Raw genomic sequence first — 14412 nt, forward strand, 5'->3', positions numbered from 1 at the left:
ATCTGAAATCTGAAACCTGGCGCAATACGGCGCGGAACGGGTGCGGCGCCCCGCAGACTGGGGGAATGCAGACTGAGGGCGTGACGCGCGACGGGGCGGCCGCACCCTCCTCTCTCGTGGGCATCGCCCACGGCACCAACGCGCCCGCCGGGCAGGCCGCCGTGGCAACACTCATGCGAGCCGTCGCGGCCGCCGCCCCGCACCTGAACGTCACCCTCGGATTCGTCGACGTGCAGCAGCCCGACACCCCGGCCACCCTCGCGACGCTGCCCCCGGCGGCCCCCGCCATCATCGTGCCCCTGTTGCTCTCGGCCGGCTATCACGTGCACGTCGACCTGACCGAGGCCGTGCTCGCCGCGACCGACCGAGCCGTTCAGCTCGGCGCAGCGCTCGGACCCGACGACCGCATCGTGCGCCTGCTGCAGCGCCGCCTCGCCGAGGCCGGGCTGCTCGCCGAAGACACGCTCGTGCTCGGGGCTGCCGGATCAAGCGACGCCCGCGCCGTCGCCGACTGCCGGGTGGTCGCCGACCGGCTGTCGCGGGCGCTGGGTCGCCCGGTGGCCATCGGATTTCTCTCAGCGGCCGAGCCCCGCCTCACCGCAGCCATCGCGACAGCGCGCGCCGAGCATCCCCGACATCGGGTCGTGCTTGCCAGCTATCTGCTGGCGCCCGGCTACTTTCAGGGCCTCGCCGAGGCCGCCGGAGCTGACCTCGTGACCGCTCCGCTGCTGCGGGCCGACGCGCCCGCACCGCAGGAACTCGTGGACGTGGTGCTGGACCGCTACCGAGCGGCGGCGCACCCGCATCCGGCGCGCCGCATGCTACGGCTCCCCCGGCGCAAAAGCCACCCGCTGCGCGGCGCGCGACGCCGTGTGACAGCAGATGACCGCGCGTGACCGCGCCCGCCGTGCCGGCCCGGCCCGCGCGATAACTTAGGGCCACCGGTCACCCCTCCCGGGTGACCTCGACCCGCACATCCCCTGTCCCACCCGCCCCATCCCCATCTCAACCCGAGGAGTAGATCGTGTCGTCGAATCAGACCGAGGCCACACCGGCACAGGCGCCGGCACCGAAGCTGCCGGCAGCCCGACCACCGCGGCCCTCGACCCGCCCCAACGGGCAGTGGAAGATCGACGGACCCGAACCGCTCAACGGCAACGAGGTCTGGAAGCAGGTCGACAACGGCCTCGCGGTGCGCGGCCGCATCGAAGAGATCTACTCCAAACAGGGTTTTGACTCCATTGACGGCACCGACCTGCACGGCCGGTTCCGCTGGTGGGGCCTCTACACGCAGCGCAAGCCCGGCATCGACGGCGGCAAGACCGCGACGCTTGAGCCCGAAGAGCTCGAAGACCGCTACTTCATGCTGCGCGTGCGCATCGACGGCGGCCAGCTCAGCACCGAACAGGCTCGCGTGATCGGTGAGGTCTCCCGCGACTTCGGCCGCGACACCGCCGACATCACCGACCGCCAGAACGTGCAGCTGCACTGGATCCAGATCGAGGACATGCCCGAGATCTGGCGCCGCCTCGAGGCCGTCGGGCTCGAAACCACCCAGGCCTGCGGCGATGTGCCCCGCGTGTTCCTGGGCTCACCCGTCGCCGGCATCGCCGCCGACGAGCTCATCGACCCCACCGCCGCCATCGCCGAACTGGCCGAGAAGTTTCTCGGCACCGACGAGTTCGCCAACCTGCCCCGCAAGTTCAAGACCGCGATCACCGGCCACCCCAGCCAGGACGTCGTGCACGAGATCAACGACATCGGCCTCGTCGCCGTCGAGCACCCCGAGCTCGGCATCGGCTACGACCTCTGGATCGGCGGCGCCCTCAGCACCACGCCCCGCCTGGCCGAACGGCTCGGCGCCTTCGTCGCCCCCAACCGCATCAACGAGGTCTGGCGCGGTGTCGCCTCCATCTTTCGCGACTACGGCTACCGACGCCTGCGCGGCAAGGCCCGCCTGAAGTTTTTGCTCGCCGAGTGGGGCACCGAGAAGTTCCGCCGCATCCTCGAAGACGAATATCTGGGCTACCCCCTGCCCGACGGCCCCGCCGCCCCGCGCCCGAAGACCCAGGGCGACCACATCGGCGTGCACAAGCAGAAGGACGGGCGCTTCTACATCGGCGTTGCCCCCTTCGTCGGCCGCATCTCCGGCCAGACGCTGATCAGGCTCGCCGAGCTGCTCGAAGAGCGCGGTTCGACCCGGCTGCGCACGACCCCGCACCAGAAGATCGTCGTGCTCGACGTCGCCGAGGAGCACGTGGAGTCCCTCATCGCAGAGCTCGACGAGATCGGCCTCGCGGCACGGCCCAGCCTGTTCCGCCGTTCCACGATCGCCTGCACCGGCATCGAATTCTGCAAGCTCGCGATCGTCGAGACCAAACAGGCGGCGACGGATGCGATCCTCGAGCTCGAAAAACGCCTCGCCGGCATCGACGCCCCGCACCCGATCAGCCTGCACGTGAACGGCTGCCCGAACTCCTGCGCCCGCATCCAGACGGCGGACATCGGCCTGAAGGGCCAGCTGCTGCCCGACGGCGACGGCGGGTCGACCCCCGGGTTCCAGGTGCACCTGGGCGGCGGCCTCGCATCCGTCGACCGCGAAGAAGCCGGACTCGGTCGCACCGTGCGCGGCCTCAAAGTCACCGCCGACGACCTCGCCGATTACGTGGAACGCCTCGTGCGCCGCTTTCTCGCCGACCGCCAGAACGACGAGACATTCGCCGAATGGGCGCACCGCGCCCCCGAGGAGGCACTGAAATGACGTCACCCCGCACGATTCGTACGCACCCGGCAGCGCCCGTCGCCGTTCCGCTGCGCCCGGCCAAACGCTCCCACGCCGAGCTGCAGGCCCTCGCCGCTCGCGGCTCGGCCCTGCTCGGGGAGGCCAGCGCCGATCAGGTCGTCGCCTGGGTCGCCGAGAACTTTCGCCCGGATGCCGCCGCCGTCGCCTGCTCGATGGCCGACGCCGTGCTCCCCCACCTCGTGGCCGAGCAGCTGCCGGGCGTCGACGTGCTCTTTCTCGACACCGGTTACCACTTCGCCGAGACCTACGAGACGCGGGACGCCGTTGCGGCGAGCCTCGACGTGACCATCGTCGACGTTTTGCCCCTGCTGACCGTGCCCGAGCAGGACGCCGAGTACGGCGCCGAACTGTTCGGCCGCGACGCGAACGCCTGCTGCGCGATGCGCAAGGTCGAACCCCTTCAGCGGTCCCTGAAGGACTACGAACTCTGGTTCACCGGCGTGCGCCGCGACGAAGCGCCGACCCGCGCGAACACGCCGCTCGTGGTGTGGGACGACCGCAACGGCCTCGTCAAGGTCAACCCGGTCGCCGCCTGGTCGTACGACGAGATCCTCGCCTACGCGGCCGAGAACGAGGTCGTGCTGAACCCGCTGCTCGACCAGGGCTACCCGTCGATCGGCTGCGCGCCCTGCACCAAAGGCGTCGCCGAAGGCGACGACCCACGATCCGGCCGCTGGGCCACCCTCGAGAAAACGGAATGCGGGTTGCACCTATGAGCACTGTCACAGCCACAACCGCCACGACGGCGACCACGACCGACCACCGCCTGAGCGAACTCGACGTGCTCGAGAGCGAGGCCATCCACATCATCCGCGAGGTCGTCGCCGAGTTCGAACGCCCGGTGCTGATGTTCTCGGGCGGCAAGGACTCCGTCGTCGTGCTGCACCTCGCCGCGAAGGCGTTCTGGCCGGGCACGATCCCTTTCTCGCTGCTGCACGTGGACACCGGCCACAACTTTCCCGAGGTGCTCGAGTTTCGCGACAAGACCGTCGCCCGCCACGGCGTGCGGCTGACCGTGGCGAAGGTCGAGGACTACGTGCAGGACGGCCGCCTGGCCGAACGCGCCGACGGCACCCGCAACCCGCTGCAGACCCTGCCGCTGCTCGACGCGATCGCGGCGGGCCGGCACGACGCCGTCTTCGGCGGCGCCCGCCGCGACGAGGACAAGGCCCGCGCCAAGGAGCGCATCCTCTCGCTGCGCGACGAGTTCGGCCAGTGGGACCCGCGCAACCAGCGACCCGAGCTGTGGAACCTCTACAACGGCCGCCACACCGTCGGCCAGCACGTGCGCGCTTTTCCGATCAGCAACTGGACCGAACTGAACGTCTGGCGCTACATCGAACGCGAGAACATCGAACTGCCCCCGCTCTACTACGCCCACGAGCGTGAGGTCTATCGCCGCGACAACATGTGGCGGTCGGTCAGCCCGGTCAGCCTGCCCCGCGAAGACGAAATCGTCGAAACGCGCACGGTGCGCTACCGCACCGTGGGCGACATGAGCTGCACCGGCGCGGTCGACTCGACCGCGGCATCCGTCGCCGATGTCGTGCGCGAGGTGGGCGTGAGCACCATCACGGAGCGCGGCGCCACCCGCGCCGACGACCGCATTTCCGAAGCCGCCATGGAGGACCGCAAGAAGGAAGGCTACTTCTGATGCGGGCCGCCCCCCTCGGGGTCGTCGCCGTCGCGGTCGGTGCGTCACTCCTGCTGAGCGGATGCTCCGGCGCCGCTTCTGCTGCCCCCGGCCCCGCCGCGGAACTGCGCCTGGGCTACTTCGACAACCTCACGCACGCGCCCGCGCTCGTGGGCATCGAAAACGGTTTTCTGCAGGACGCCCTCGGCGACACCGCCCTCAACGCCCAGAGCTTCGGCGCCGGACCGGCCGCGATCGAGGCGATCAGCGCCGGCGCGATCGACGCCGCCTATGTGGGCCCGAGCCCCGCCGTGAACACCTTCGTGCAGAGCGCCGGCCGCAGCGCGGTCATCGTCGCCGGGGCGACCGTCGGCGGTGCCGCCCTCGTCGTGCAGGAGGGCATCGACTCGCCCGCCGACCTCGCCGGCGCCCTCATCGCCAGCCCTCAGCTCGGCAACACCCAGGACGTGGCCCTGCGCTCCTGGCTCGCGAGCGAAGGCTACGAGACCAGCACGACCGGCGGCGGCGACGTCACCGTCGCACCCACCGACAACGCGCGGGCCTTCACTCTGTTTCAGAGCGGGCAGATCGACGGCGCCTGGCTGCCGGAGCCCTGGGTCTCCCGCCTCGTGCTCGAGGCGGATGCCACGGTGCTCGTCGACGAGGCCTCCCTCTGGGAGAACGGCGACTTCCCGACCACCGTGCTGCTCGTCGGTGCGGATTTCAACCGCGACCACCCGGAGACGGTGCGGGCCCTGCTCAAGGGGCACACGGCATCCGTCGCCTGGCTCACCGACCACCCCGACGAGGCGGCCGACGTGATCAACGCCAAGCTCACCGCGGACACCGGAAAACCACTCTCGGACGCGGTCATCGACCGTGCCCTCGGCGGTCTGCGATTCACCAATGATCCGCTGGCCAGCACCTTTCCCGTCTCTTTGCGGGAAGCCGTGGCGGCCGGCACCGCCAAAGACGGCGACCTCGACGGCCTGTTTGACCTGACCCTGCTCAACGGCGTGCTCGCCGAAGCGGGAGGCGCGCCCATCTCGGCCGCCGGACTCGGAACGGAGTAAGCGCATGACCTTGGTAACCGACACCCCCGCACCCTTCATTACCGCCGAGGCGCCCCTGATCTCTGAGGCACCGCAGGGCACCCTGTTTCGCTTCGCGACGGCCGGCTCGGTCGACGACGGCAAGTCCACCCTCGTGGGCCGGCTGCTGCACGACTCGAAGGCGATCCTCGCCGACCAGCTCGAAGCCGTCACCCGCACCTCGCAGGAGCGCGGCTTCGGCGGCGCCGCCGGCGGCATCGACTTCGCCCTGCTGACCGACGGCCTGCGCGCCGAACGCGAACAGGGCATCACCATCGACGTCGCGTACCGCTACTTCGCGACCGCGGCACGCTCATTCATCCTCGCCGACTGCCCCGGGCACGTGCAGTACACCCGCAACATGGTCACCGGCGCGACGACAGCGGATGCCGTCATCATGCTGATCGACGCCCGCAAGGGCGTGCTCGAGCAGACCCGCCGCCACCTGAGCGTCGTCGCGCTGTTGCGGGTGCCGCACGTGATCGTGGCCGTGAACAAGATCGACCTGCTCGACTACGACGAGCTCGCCTACCGTGAGGTCGAGGCGAGCGTTCGCCAGGTCACCACGGAACTCGGCATCGACGCCGCGGCTGTCAGCGTCATCCCCGTCTCGGCGCTCGTCGGCGACAACGTCGTCGACCGCTCCGCGCTCACGCCCTGGTACGACGGCCCCAGCCTGCTCGAACTGCTCGAAACGCTCACCGTGATCGACGACCTCGACGAGAACGGCCGCGCCACCGAAGACTTCCGCCTGCCCGTGCAGCTCGTGCTGCGCCCGCAGGGTGCGGTCGTCGTCGCCCCCGAGCTGGCCGATGACTACCGCGATTACCGCGCCTATGCCGGCCAGGTCGCGAGCGGCAGCATCCGTGTCGGCGACGCCGTCACCGTGCAGCCCGGCGGCGGCACGAGCGTGGTCACCGGCATCGACTTCGCCGGCGTCGAACTGACCGAGGCGTTCGCGCCGCAGTCGGTCGCCCTGCGCCTGGCCGACGAGCTCGACATCGCCCGCGGCGCGGTCATCGCCGCCGCCGGCACCCTGCCCGGTGTCACCCGCTCGCTCGACGCCGAGCTGTTCTGGCTCGACCCTCGGCCGCTGGCCCCCGGCGCCCGGGTGCTCGTGAAGTTCGGCACCACCGTCGTGCAGGCCCTGATCGCGGAGGTGACCGGCCGACTCGACCTGACCACCCTCGCCGTGGAGCCGGCCACGACGCTCGCCGTGAACGATATCGGGCAGGCCAGCATCCGCTTGTCGCGTGACCTGCCCATCGAACGCTACGCCGACAACCGTCGTTCCGGCGCGTTCCTGGTCATTCACCCTCAGGACGGTTCGACCCTCGCCGCCGGTATCGTCACCGCGCCGGGGCCGCTGACCGGCGCCGGCGACGGCTCGGGCGCAGGCTCCGAGGTGTCGCCGTGAGTACGCCGGTCGCGACGGCCGCACCGGTCTCGACAACAGGGCTCGCCGCATCCGTCGTCGAACCGGCCGCGATCAGCATCGACGCGCTCGGCAAGCGTTACGGCGCCGGCCCGCTCGTGCTCGACGACATCAACCTCCGTATCGAGCCCGGCCAGTTCGTCTGCCTGCTCGGCGCGAGCGGATGCGGCAAGTCGACCCTGCTGAACATCATCGCCGGCCTCGAAAAACCCACCGAGGGCAGTGTGACCGTGGCCAGCGGCAAGGCCGCCGTCATGTTCCAGGACGCCGCCCTGTTTCCGTGGCTGACCGCCGGCCGAAACGTGGAACTCGCCCTCAAGCTGCGCGGCATGCCGCGCGCCGCGCGCCGCCCCGCCGCCCTCGAACTGCTCGACCTGGTCAATCTCGCGGACGCCGCCGACAAGCGCCCGCACGAGCTCTCCGGTGGCATGCGCCAGCGCGTTGCGCTCGCCCGATCGCTCGCGCAGGACCGTAAGGTGCTGCTGATGGACGAGCCCTTCGCCGCCCTCGATGCCATCACCCGCGACCTGCTGCACGAGGAACTCGAACGGGTCTGGAAGCAGACCGGCCGCACCATCGTCTTCGTCACCCACAACGTGCGCGAAGCCGCGCGGCTCGGCCAGCGTATTCTGCTGATGTCGTCCCGGCCCGGCCGCGTCGTCAACGAGTGGACGATCGCCGACACCGGCTCCCGCCGCATCGAATCCAACGAGGTCGCCCGTCTGGGCGACGAAATCACCGACCAGCTGCGACAGGAGATCCGCCGCAATGCCGCCTGAAACCAGCACCACCAGCACGCGCCCCGCGGAACCGGCTGGCTCCGGCGCTGCCGGCCACGATGAGCTGCGCCGCCTCGAAGCCGGGCTCGACAGCCTGCAGGCCGTGCCCGAGACTCCGCGCGGGGCCGTGCGCCGCACCCTCGACGGCGTCGTGCCGCCGATCCTGCTGCTCATCGGCCTCGTCGCCGCCTGGCAGCTCTACATCGTCATCGCCCGGCCCCGGCCCGACCTGATTCCCGGCCCGTTCGACGTCTTCGGTGCCCTCGTCAGCGCCTGGTCCAGCGACCGGCTGCAGATTGCCGTGCTGACGAGCCTCGAACGCGGCGGTGCCGGTTTTCTCATCGCCGTCGCCATCGGCACGCCGATCGGCCTATTGTTGGCCGAGTGCCGCCCCGTGCGTCGGGCGTTGGGGCCGCTGCTCTCCGGCCTGCAGGTCCTGCCGTCGGTCGCCTGGGTACCCGCCGCGATCATCTGGTTCGGCCTCACCGACGCCACGGTGTACTTCGTAGTGCTGATGGGCGCCGTTCCCTCGATCGCCAACGGCCTCGTCTCCGGCGTCGACCAGATCCCACCGCAGCTGCGCCGCGTGGGCACCGTGCTCGGCGCCTCTCGACTGCAGATGGCGACCCTCGTCGTGCTGCCCGCCGCCCTGCCCGGTTATTTTTCGGGCCTGAAACAGGGCTGGGCGTTCGCGTGGCGTTCGCTGATGGCCGCGGAAATCATCGCGATGGGCGGTACCATCGGATTCGGCCTCGGTTCACTGTTGCAGCAGAGCCGCGAGCTCGCCGACCTGTCGGGAGTGCTCGCCACGATCCTCGTGATCCTCTTCGTCGGTATCCTCGTGGAGCTCGTGATCTTCGCGCCGATCGAGCGTCGCCTGCTGCGCCGCCGCGGGCTCATGGCCGCCGGACTGCGCTGACCGCTCCGGTTTGACCTGCGCCACCCGCGCGCATCCACTTTTTTCGTGCTCGTTGTTTTGTGAAAGGCCTCCTGTGACCGCCGTACTCCCATCCACCTCGCCGCTGCGCGTCGCCATCATCGGTGCCGGGCCGGCCGGTATCTACGCCGGCAACATCCTCACCCGTCTCGCCGGTGAAGCCGGCCACGAGGTCGCGATCGACGTTTTCGACGCCCTGCCGACCCCGTACGGGCTCATCCGCTACGGCGTCGCCCCCGACCACCCCCGCATCAAGGGCATCGTCAACTCCCTGCACGAAATGCTCGCCGGCGGTGCTCTGCGGTTCCTCGGCAACGTGCGCTACGGCGTCGACGTGAACCTCGCCGATCTGCAGGCCCGCTACCACGCCGTGATCTTCGCGACCGGCGCGCTGAGCGACGCGCCACTGGTGATTCCCGGCATCGACCTGCCCGGATCCTTCGGCGCGGCCGACTTCGTGTCCTGGTACGACGGCCACCCCGACGTGCCCCGCACCTGGCCGCTCGACGCGACCGACATCGCCGTGATCGGCAACGGAAACGTCGCCCTCGACGTGGCCCGCGTGCTCGCCAAGCACCCCGACGACCTGCTCTCGACGGATATTCCGGAGAACGTCTACGCCGGGCTCGCCGGATCGCCGGTCACCGACGTGCACATCTTCGGCCGTCGCGGCCCGTCACAGGTGAAGTTCACGCCGATCGAGCTGCGCGAGCTGGCCGACATTCCCGACGTCGACCTCGTCGTCTACGCCGACGACTTTGTGCCCGACGAGCACGTGGCACAGCTCGTCGCCTCGAACAACCAGGTCAAGATCATGTCCCGCACGCTGAACGGATGGCTCACCCGGGTTCCGAGCGGCGCCTCGCGTCGCCTGCACCTGCACTTTCTGCACGCTCCGGTGGAGGTCTACGGCGATGAAAGGGTGGAGGGCATCCGCTTCGAACGCACCGAGCACACCGGTGATGGCGGCGTGCGCGGCACCGGCGAGATCCTCGACTACCCGGTGCAGGCCGTGTACCGCGCGGTCGGTTACCGCGGCAGCGCGCTTCTCGACGTGCCCTTCGACGAGGCCCGTGGCGTGATTCCGAACGACGGTGGCCGGGTCATCGACGACGCGGGCGTGCCCGTTGCCGGGCTCTATGCCACCGGCTGGATCAAGCGCGGCCCGGTCGGGCTGATCGGCCACACCAAGGGTGATGCCCTCGAGACGGTCACGCGCCTCGTCGAGGACATTCCGGTGCTGCAGGCGGGGACAGAGGATGTCGACGGGGACGCGATTCTGACCCTGCTGGATGAGCGCGGCATCCGCTACACGGACTGGGCCGGCTGGCTCACGCTCGACGCCCACGAACGGGCGCTCGGCGCCGCGGCTGCGGCCGGGGCCACGGCCCGTGAACGGATCAAGGTCGTCGCCCGCGACGAACAGGTCGAGATCTCCCGCGCGGAAGCGTTGCTGGCGCTGTGACGTACGTCATCGCGTTGCCCTGTGTGGACGTCAAGGACCGGGCCTGCATCGACGAGTGCCCCGTGGACTGCATCTACGAGGGTGAACGCTCGCTCTACATCCACCCCGACGAGTGCGTCGACTGCGGCGCCTGCGAACCGGTCTGCCCGGTCGAAGCCATCTACTACGAAGACGACCTGCCCGAACAGTGGGCCGACTACTACAAGGCCAACGTCGAGTTCTTCGACGACATCGGCTCCCCGGGCGGCGCGGCCAAGGTCGGCGTGATCGCCAAGGACCACCCCGTGATCTCGGTGCTGCCGCCGCAGGCCTAGGCCCCTGGCTCTGCAGGTCGGCCCACCAGGTTTCGAGACGCTCGTCGGTTGTCGAGCCTGTCGAGACACGCTCCTCAACCACCGGCGCCGGGGCCGGGAGGGTCAGGAGGCGACGGAGTCGCGCTCGACCCGCTGGCCGACGACGGCACTGACCCCGTCTTGCCGCATGCTGACGCCGTAGAGGGCATCCGCTATCTCCATCGTGCGCTTTTGGTGCGTGATCACGATGAGTTGGCTTGTCTCGCGGAGGTCTTCGAAGATCGTGAGCAGACGACCGAGGTTGGCGTCGTCGAGGGCGGCTTCGACCTCGTCCATGATGTAGAACGGGCTCGGCCGGGCCTTGAAGATCGCGATCAGCAGCGCCACCGCGGCGAGGGAGCGTTCGCCGCCGGAGAGCAGCGACAGCCGTTCGATTTTCTTGCCGGCCGGCTTGACCGACACCTCAATGCCGGTGGCCAGCAGGTCGCTCGGATCGGTCAGCCAGATGCTGCCGACCCCGCCCGGGAACAGCACCGGGAAGACCTCGGCGAACGCCGCCTGGGTGTCGTCGAACGCGGCACGGAAGATGACCTGCATCTTCTCGTCAATCTCGTCGATGATGGTGAGCAGGTCGGCGCGGGTCTGGGTGAGATCAGTGAGTTGCTCGGTGAGAAAGCGGTGGCGCTGTTCGAGCGCGGCGAACTCCTCGAGGGCGAGCGGGTTGACGCGGCCGAGTCGGCCGAGTTTGCGCTCGGCCAGGCCGAGTCTGGCTTGCTGTTCCTCACGCACGTAGGGCGTGCCCGTGGCCTGCCCGATTCCTGCCTGCGTGATTGTGGCAGCGGATGCCGCGGGCAGCACGGCAGGAATCAGCACGTCGGGAATCAGCACCTCGGGAATGAGCACGTCGGGGCCGTACTCCGCGGCGAGCACCTCTTCGGTCAGGCCGAGTTCGCTCAACGCCCGTTCGAGCAGGCCCGACAGGTGCAGCTTCTTCTCGTAGATCTGCAGTTCGAGGCCGTGCACCGTCTCGGTGAGGGCCTGCACCCGGTCGCGCAGCGCCGATTCTTCGCGGCGCAGGGCGCGCAATTCTTCGTTCTGGGCGCTGCGTTGCGCTTCGGCGGTGGCGACCCGCAGGCGGGCGGTGCTCACGGCCGCATCGACAGAGGCGAGCACGAGCGGGAGCGCCTGCGCGACGCCGGACGCGGCATCCACCTGCCGACGGCGAAGCACGGCGCGTCGGGCGGCTTCGAGGGCGGCGGCACGTTCGTCTTCGAGCCGGGCTGCGAGGGCTTCGGCCTGGGCGCGTGCCGCGGAGACGCGTTCCCGTGCGGTGTCGAGACCGAGCCGGGCCTCGACCTCGTCTTCCCGGCAGGCTTCGAGTGTGCGGGAGAGCTCGTCGCGGGCGGTCACATCGAGCACCGGTCGCGGAAGCGCCAGCGCCGCCTGCAGCGCAGCATCAGCCGCCGTTGCGGCGGCTTCGGCTTCGGCCACGGCGAGCAGCGCCGGTTCGTGACCGGTCGCGAGGCGCTGAAAGTCGGCCTCGGCCGCGTCGAGCTGCAGCCGGGCGCGGTTGCGCTTGTCGGTGTGGGCGGTGCGCGCCGCCTCGAGCGCACGCAGGGCCGTGCGGGATCGCTCGACCTGCGCTTTCTGGGCTTGCAGGGCCGCCCGCTGTTCGGCGAGTTTCCCGCGCACCAATTCCACCAGCCGGGTCGCGACGACCAGACGCTCGGCGGCCGCCTCCCGTTCCGCGACGAGCTCGACCTTGCTGGGAGTCGCACCCGATCCGCCGCGCAGGGCATGATCGGTGAGCACTTCGCCGGCGAGGGTGACGACGGTCAGACCGTGCACGGCGACCGATTCGGCGAATGCGGCCTGCGCCGCGGCCAGGTCGTCGGCGATGACGCACGACTCGAGCACGCCGAGCACCCCGGCGGGAGCCTCGATCACGGTGTGGGCCCAGACGAGGCCGGCCGGGGCATCCGTCGCCGGAACGCCCGACGGGGACTCGGGCACCGGCCCGGCGACGATCAGCTCGACCCGGCCGAGGTCGCTCGCCGCGGCCTGCTCGAGCGCCGCCACGGCCTGGATGCGGGTGTCAGCGAGCACCGCGTTGGCGAGCGTTCCGAGCGCGGCCGCGATAGCGCTCTCGAAACCGGGCTGCACGTGCACGTGCTCCGCGACGAGTGCGGTGATGCCCGGCAGTGTGGCCTGGATGAGGGCCGACGAACCGTCACGCTGGTCGAGGGCGAGCGCGAGGGCTCCGCCGCGGGCGGCCTGCGCGTCGCGCTCACGCTCGTGGCCGTGCAGCGCCTCGCGCAGCCGCTCGATCTCGCCCTCGGTGCGGCGTACCTCCGAGCGCAGCCGGTCGAGCGCCGCCGCGCTCGGTACCGGCCTCTGCTCGTCAGCGGATGCCGCCTGCTCGGCCTCCAGGCGGGCTCCGGCCGCGTTCACCGCGTCGACGACTTCTTGTGCGGAGGCGCGACGGGCGGCCGCCGCGTCGAGGGCGTTCTGCTGCCGGAGCACCTCGCCGCGCACGGCGGCCAGCCGCGACGCACTCGTCGCCAGCTGCCCGCTCAGTTCGGACTTCTCCAGGTCGTACCGCGACACCAGAGCGGCCTGCTCGGCGATCTGCTCGTCGGCCGCATCCACACGGGCGCGCACGGCGATCGTCTGCGCCTGCCGCGCGGCCCGGTGCGTTTCGGCGGTCGAGATCGCGGCCTGCAACCGCTCGATCTCGGCTTCGGCGTCGTGCACTGCGGCCGGCGTCACGCCCGCGGTGACGGGCGCGGGTTCGGCGGCGGAGCCGAGCAGCGCCAGGCGCCCGGTCGCGAGGCTCAGCAGGCCGCGCAGGCGCTCCTGCACCGCCTCCAGCGCAAAGCTCGTGCGGCGTGCTTCGTCGACCGCGTCGCCGACCTGCTCGTCTTCGAGGCGCAGCACGCGAGCCTGCCGGTGCGCGAGCTGTTCCTGCAGCACGAGGCGTTCGGAGTGGCGCTCGCGCTCCGTGCGGCCGTGCGCGTCGAGCAGGGCCCGCAGCGAGGCCACGTCGTCGGCGAGCAGCCGGGCCTTGGCATCCCGCACCGTGGCGGCGATCGTCTGCGCTTCGCGGGCGACCTCGGCCTGGCGGCCCAGGGGCGTGAGCTGGCGGCGGATCTCCCCGGCGAGGTCACTCAGCCGGGTGAGGTTGGCCTGCATGGCGTCGAGCTTGCGCAGCGTCTTCTCTTTGCGGCGGCGGTGTTTCAGGATGCCGGCGGCCTCCTCGATGAATCCGCGGCGCTCCTCGGGACTCGCGCGCAACACCGCGTCGAGCTGCCCCTGGCCGACGATGACGTGCATCTCGCGGCCGAGGCCGGAGTCGCTCAGCAGCTCCTGCACGTCGAGCAACCGGCAGGTGCGGCCGTTGATGGCGTATTCGCTGGCCCCGGTGCGAAACAGGGTGCGCGAGATGGTGACCTCGGAGTAGTCGATCGGCAGGGCACCGTCGCTGTTGTCGATGGTCAGTGTGACCGCGGCGCGGCCGAGCGGCCCCCGGGTGGAGGTGCCGGCGAAAATCACGTCGTCCATCTTGCCGCCGCGCAGCGTTTTCACGCCCTGCTCCCCCATCACCCAGGCGAGCGCATCGACGACGTTGGACTTTCCGGAGCCGTTCGGCCCGACGACACACGTGACGCCGGGCTCGAACGCGAAGGTCGTCGGCTGCGCGAACGACTTGAACCCTTTCAGGGTGAGGCTTTTCAGGTACACGCACACCCCTTTCGTCGGTCGCTTGGTCGGTCGGCCGCGCATCGCCACTGAAACAGGCACCGAACAGGTGCTGATCGTGGGCGTGTTTAACGCTACCTTGCCCCACCGACACAGCCCGGAACATCCGCTTGCCGCGCCGTGTGGCGGCGAAATCGGCGAACCGCGGCCAGAAATCAGAGTGCCGGCGATCACCAGCGCCCTCAGCCAAGCGCCGGATGTGGGGCTATCCTGCTTG

The 14412-nt window shown here is 70.3% G+C and carries 11 protein-coding genes; 10 read left to right on the forward strand and 1 reads right to left on the reverse strand.

Features of this window, described 5'->3' with window-relative positions:
- The first annotated feature begins 65 nt into the window (after positions 1-65).
- The 10 genes from D6T64_RS21310 to fdxA all read left to right on the forward strand — a co-directional run bounded on the left by D6T64_RS21310 (position 66) and on the right by fdxA (position 10457).
- Positions 66-896: a sirohydrochlorin chelatase gene (locus D6T64_RS21310; protein ID WP_119976685.1), complete on the forward strand. Its 831-nt coding sequence runs from the start codon at positions 66-68 to the stop codon at positions 894-896.
- A 128-nt stretch (positions 897-1024) separates the two neighbouring features.
- Complete coding sequence (locus D6T64_RS21315; RefSeq protein WP_119976686.1) at positions 1025-2761, forward strand: nitrite/sulfite reductase; 1737 nt, start codon at positions 1025-1027, stop codon at positions 2759-2761.
- Positions 2758-3519, forward strand: a complete 762-nt coding sequence (locus tag D6T64_RS21320; protein ID WP_119976687.1) for a phosphoadenylyl-sulfate reductase — start codon at positions 2758-2760, stop codon at positions 3517-3519. Before D6T64_RS21315 ends, D6T64_RS21320 begins: the two co-directional genes overlap by 4 nt.
- Positions 3516-4457 carry a sulfate adenylyltransferase subunit CysD gene (gene cysD / locus D6T64_RS21325; protein WP_233551489.1) on the forward strand — a complete coding sequence of 314 codons (942 nt, stop codon included), beginning with the start codon at positions 3516-3518 and terminating at the stop codon, positions 4455-4457. The genes D6T64_RS21320 and cysD overlap by 4 nt, the downstream gene beginning before the upstream one ends.
- A complete protein-coding gene (locus D6T64_RS21330; RefSeq protein ID WP_119976689.1) occupies positions 4457-5509 on the forward strand; it encodes an ABC transporter substrate-binding protein in 1053 nt (350 codons plus the stop codon). Before cysD ends, D6T64_RS21330 begins: the two co-directional genes overlap by 1 nt.
- Before the next feature lie 4 nt (positions 5510-5513).
- Positions 5514-6944: a sulfate adenylyltransferase subunit 1 gene (locus D6T64_RS21335; RefSeq protein WP_119976690.1), complete on the forward strand. Its 1431-nt coding sequence runs from the start codon at positions 5514-5516 to the stop codon at positions 6942-6944.
- Between the two features lie 77 nt (positions 6945-7021).
- Positions 7022-7741, forward strand: a complete 720-nt coding sequence (locus tag D6T64_RS21340) for an ABC transporter ATP-binding protein (protein ID WP_377010464.1) — start codon at positions 7022-7024, stop codon at positions 7739-7741.
- A complete protein-coding gene (locus D6T64_RS21345; protein ID WP_119976691.1) occupies positions 7731-8660 on the forward strand; it encodes an ABC transporter permease in 930 nt (309 codons plus the stop codon). Before D6T64_RS21340 ends, D6T64_RS21345 begins: the two co-directional genes overlap by 11 nt.
- Before the next feature lie 73 nt (positions 8661-8733).
- Positions 8734-10143, forward strand: a complete 1410-nt coding sequence (locus tag D6T64_RS21350) for an FAD-dependent oxidoreductase (protein ID WP_119976692.1) — start codon at positions 8734-8736, stop codon at positions 10141-10143.
- Positions 10140-10457 carry a ferredoxin gene (gene fdxA / locus D6T64_RS21355; protein ID WP_119976693.1) on the forward strand — a complete coding sequence of 106 codons (318 nt, stop codon included), beginning with the start codon at positions 10140-10142 and terminating at the stop codon, positions 10455-10457. Before D6T64_RS21350 ends, fdxA begins: the two co-directional genes overlap by 4 nt.
- 102 nt (positions 10458-10559) lie before the next feature.
- Here fdxA and smc read toward each other — a convergent pair whose 3' ends face one another.
- Positions 10560-14177 (reverse strand): chromosome segregation protein SMC, encoded by a 3618-nt coding sequence (smc, locus tag D6T64_RS21360; protein ID WP_119976694.1) that lies wholly within the window; start codon positions 14175-14177, stop codon positions 10560-10562.
- Positions 14178-14412: the final 235 nt, after the last annotated feature.

Source organism: Cryobacterium melibiosiphilum (assembly GCF_003602235.1).
Taxonomy (GTDB): Bacteria; Actinomycetota; Actinomycetes; order Actinomycetales; family Microbacteriaceae; genus Cryobacterium; species Cryobacterium melibiosiphilum.

Excerpts from the sequence above, each read along its gene's own strand:
- cysD (WP_233551489.1), top strand. The coding sequence starts at position 3,516 with ATGAGCACTGTCACAGCCACAACCGCCACGACGGCGACCACGACCGAC.
- D6T64_RS21335 (WP_119976690.1), top strand. The coding sequence starts at position 5,514 with ATGACCTTGGTAACCGACACCCCCGCACCCTTCATTACCGCCGAGGCG.
- D6T64_RS21310 (WP_119976685.1), top strand. The coding sequence starts at position 66 with ATGCAGACTGAGGGCGTGACGCGCGACGGGGCGGCCGCACCCTCCTCT.
- D6T64_RS21330 (WP_119976689.1), top strand. The coding sequence starts at position 4,457 with ATGCGGGCCGCCCCCCTCGGGGTCGTCGCCGTCGCGGTCGGTGCGTCA.
- D6T64_RS21345 (WP_119976691.1), top strand. The coding sequence starts at position 7,731 with ATGCCGCCTGAAACCAGCACCACCAGCACGCGCCCCGCGGAACCGGCT.
- D6T64_RS21320 (WP_119976687.1), top strand. The coding sequence starts at position 2,758 with ATGACGTCACCCCGCACGATTCGTACGCACCCGGCAGCGCCCGTCGCC.